The sequence below is a fragment of the Veillonella sp. oral taxon 780 str. F0422 genome (assembly GCF_000221605.1).
Classification (GTDB): domain Bacteria; phylum Bacillota; class Negativicutes; order Veillonellales; family Veillonellaceae; genus F0422.
Genome location: NZ_AFUJ01000019.1, coordinates 1 through 3,226, shown reverse-complemented (window position 1 = coordinate 3,226; position 3,226 = coordinate 1). Strand labels below are relative to the sequence as shown.

Sequence of the window (3,226 nt, the reverse complement as noted above, 5' to 3'; positions counted from 1 at the left end):
TCTAAAGCTTGTACCGCTTGTGTTTGTAAGGTTTCCACGCGTTCCACTAACTGCGATTCTTCACTTTCCTCTGATTCTAGTAATTCTAATCGCATTTGTGCCATTTCTTCAAAGGCTAATATTTTTTCAATAGTGTCTCCATATTTACGTTTTAAATTGTATATAAGCGTGTCTCTCTCTTGTAAGTAAAAATAGCGTTCTTCGTCATAGCTAATGGAATCACGGTATCTATCTAAAGCTTGTCCAGCTTCTTCTAATTGATAATACGCAGATCGCAATAACTCAGCTATTTCTTCCATATCCTTATCATATTTTACAAGATCAGTCACTTCATTGGTTATACTATTCAAGCCATCAATAAGAGGAGTTCTGCCCCCATAGATACCATCATAACAACTAGAAATTGTAGATTGAAGATGCTCATAGTTATCTAATCTCTCTAATTCTTCAGATACAGCTGTATCTTCATTAGTTTGTAATTGGGCTTCTTCAATTTCATCAATCTGAAACCTCAACATATCTAATTCACGAATTCTTTGTGCCGACTCTTCACGCAATGTTTCTAATTGTCGCTTTGCACTGGCATAGCCAGTATAGGCTACTACGTAATTTTCATAAGCCTTCGTAGCATCATCATTATACGTATCTAAATAGATATGATGTGTATCCGGTAATAAGAGCTGTTGGTTACTATATTGACCATGAATATCTGCTAAATAGGTGCCGATTTCACGTAATGCCTTCAATGGAATCACTTGGTCATTAGCTAAAATTTGTGATTTACCGTTTCGATTAAAAGTTCTAGATAAAATTAAAGTATCTTCTTCTACTAAAATATTTTTATTTACTAATAGCTCTTGTAATGCTGTATCTCCTGCAATATCAAAAGCGCCTTCAATCAGAAAAGAATCCTTCTCATGACGAATAAATTCACTACTAGCTCTTTCTCCTAATAGAATAGAAAACGCATCCATCAATATAGATTTACCAGAACCTGTTTCTCCAGTAAAAATTGTGATGCCCTTGGCAAACTCTAGCTGCATATGTTCGATGAGGGCAAAATTTTTAATCCCCATGCGTACTAGCATATTAATCCCTCATTAAGTCTTGAATACGGTCCAATACCATTTCTACACTTTCTACAGAATTACATATCAATAAAATTGTATCATCTCCAGCAATCGTACCTATAACTTCATGCCATTTTGCATGGTCAATAGCAAAGGCTACTGATTGCGCAGAACCAGGTAATGTATGTAATACGACTTGATTCAACACGTGGTCAATACGCAAAATAGAATCTTGGAACAAGCGATTGATGCGTGTTCTAGATAACATAATATTTTCTTCTGGAGATAAGGCATATCGATATCGTCCATCCCCTGTAGGAACTTTTATTAACATCAATTCCTTAATATCACGTGATACTGTTGCTTGTGTAACGGTAATCCCTTCTTCTACCAAGGCTTGCGCTAACTCTTCTTGTGTTTCAATAGCCTTAGTTTGAATAATTTCTTTTATCTTATTATAACGAAAACGTTTCATTATTTCCTCCGACGAATAATATATAAAATAGGCGGTTGATTCGCTTGATTTAATGGTCGCCATGTACTGCAGTGAAAATCTTTTGACTAATAGAAGCTATATAGTCTTCTAAATCTTCTGCCTCTTTACGACCAGTTTCTGTTCCAGGATACGCTACAATGGTACATAATCCATGTATTGAAAGTTTTTCTAATCCCTTTGATAAAGCTTTAATTGTTGATATAGATTGTGTCATAATTTGATGGTCTGCATTCGGTAAATACCCTAAATTAGCTACCATTAAATCGATAGTAGATACAGGAAGTGTTTCCAGTGCACTATCATGTGATCCCAATATGAAATCCACTTGTTTTATAGCCTGTGGAAGCTCTTTCAAAAGCTTTTCTTTCGTCCTTGTTAGTGCTACTTCTTGTATATCAATAGCATATACATGAGAATTTTTATGACAATGTGTCAATAGATATACCGTGTCATATCCATTGCCACAAGTAATATCTACAATAGTTCTAGCTGTAACTAGGGCGTCCAACCATAAGTGATGCTGAAAGTCTACACTATGGTGTAGAGGAATCATAGAACCTCCTTAGATCGTGCGGTCAACTTTTTAAACAAGGTAGCAAAGAATTTTTGATCTTTAAATCGCACATATTTACAATATTGTGGATGCGCTTCAATATGTAAAGAGTCAGTATTACTAAATTCGTAATCAAAAGTGCCATCCACAGAAATATGCAAGCTTTTCTGACGCTCTGGCATAGTAATATCAATTTTTGCACTTTCTTTTAGCACCAAAGATACGCCTTGCAATAAATGAGGGGCAATCGGTGTTACTATAAGAGAGCGATTATCTGGCGCCATAATAGGACCTCCAGCAGATAAGTTATACCCTGTAGACCCTGTGGAACACGCTACAATTAAACCGTCAGCAGGATACATTTGAGTATGTCCACCATTAATCGACAAATTAATACGAGCCATTTTACCCGGTTCTGAGCGGGATACCACAATATCATTAATAGCCGGACGTAGCACACGTTCTCCTTCTGGAGTATGTAAAGTTCCCACTAAATGAATGCGATCTTCCACATAAAAATCGCCTTTACTAATTCTTTCAATAGCCATCTCTAAGTTTTCAAGTCCTATTTGATTTAAGAAACCTAATTCCCCTAAATTAATACCACAAATTGGTACATTATATGAATAAATTTGACGTGCTAATTGAATAATCGTACCATCACCACCAAAGCTAAATGCCATATCCAAATGTTCAAATATTTCTGGTCGTGATAATAAGTGAGATTTCTCTATCCCCAACGCATATACATCATGATGTTCTAATTCTTTAGGCATATAGACTTCTATACCATATGTATGGCAATAGGTAATTGCTTGTGATAATATATCTCGAATATTCTCTTTTTTCATATTAGGAAAGAAACCGATTCTCATAGATCCTCCTATAATCGATGAGCCCCCTCTACCGTGGCTGTAATAAGCCCTTCAGTAATGTCTAAGGAACCCTCTGCTTGTTTTGTAAAATATCCTAAAAATTCAATATTTCCTTCCATTCCTTTAATGGGAGAATAGGTTAGTCCATGTAAATATAACCCACAATCTTTAGCAATGTGCAAGATACGATCTAACACCAATCTATGTGTGGATTTCTCACGTACTATTCCAC

The 3,226-nt window shown here is 35.7% G+C and carries 4 protein-coding genes and 1 pseudogene; all 5 read right to left on the bottom strand.

Features of this window, described 5'->3' with window-relative positions:
- Positions 1 to 1,088, bottom strand: a 1,088-nt coding sequence (locus HMPREF9200_RS02590) for an AAA family ATPase (protein WP_009353248.1), incomplete at its 3' end; no start/stop codon positions are given.
- Between the two features lies 1 nt (position 1,089).
- A complete protein-coding gene (gene argR, locus HMPREF9200_RS02585) occupies positions 1,090 to 1,545 on the bottom strand; it encodes an arginine repressor (RefSeq protein WP_009353250.1) in 456 nt (151 codons plus the stop codon).
- A gap of 49 nt (positions 1,546 to 1,594) precedes the next feature.
- Complete coding sequence (locus tag HMPREF9200_RS02580) at positions 1,595 to 2,119, bottom strand: class I SAM-dependent methyltransferase (RefSeq protein WP_009353249.1); 525 nt, start codon at positions 2,117 to 2,119, stop codon at positions 1,595 to 1,597.
- Entirely contained in the window at positions 2,116 to 2,994 is an 879-nt protein-coding gene (locus HMPREF9200_RS02575) for an NAD(+)/NADH kinase (RefSeq protein WP_009353251.1), read from the bottom strand. The genes HMPREF9200_RS02580 and HMPREF9200_RS02575 overlap by 4 nt, the downstream gene beginning before the upstream one ends.
- An 8-nt stretch (positions 2,995 to 3,002) precedes the next feature.
- Positions 3,003 to 3,226, bottom strand: a pseudogene (locus HMPREF9200_RS08640) (TlyA family rRNA (cytidine-2'-O)-methyltransferase); the annotation flags it as partial.

Coding starts and splice junctions, on each gene's coding strand:
- HMPREF9200_RS02580 (WP_009353249.1), bottom strand. CDS start 2,119: ATGATTCCTCTACACCATAGTGTAGACTTTCAGCATCACTTATGGTTG.
- argR (WP_009353250.1), bottom strand. CDS start 1,545: ATGAAACGTTTTCGTTATAATAAGATAAAAGAAATTATTCAAACTAAG.
- HMPREF9200_RS02575 (WP_009353251.1), bottom strand. CDS start 2,994: ATGAGAATCGGTTTCTTTCCTAATATGAAAAAAGAGAATATTCGAGAT.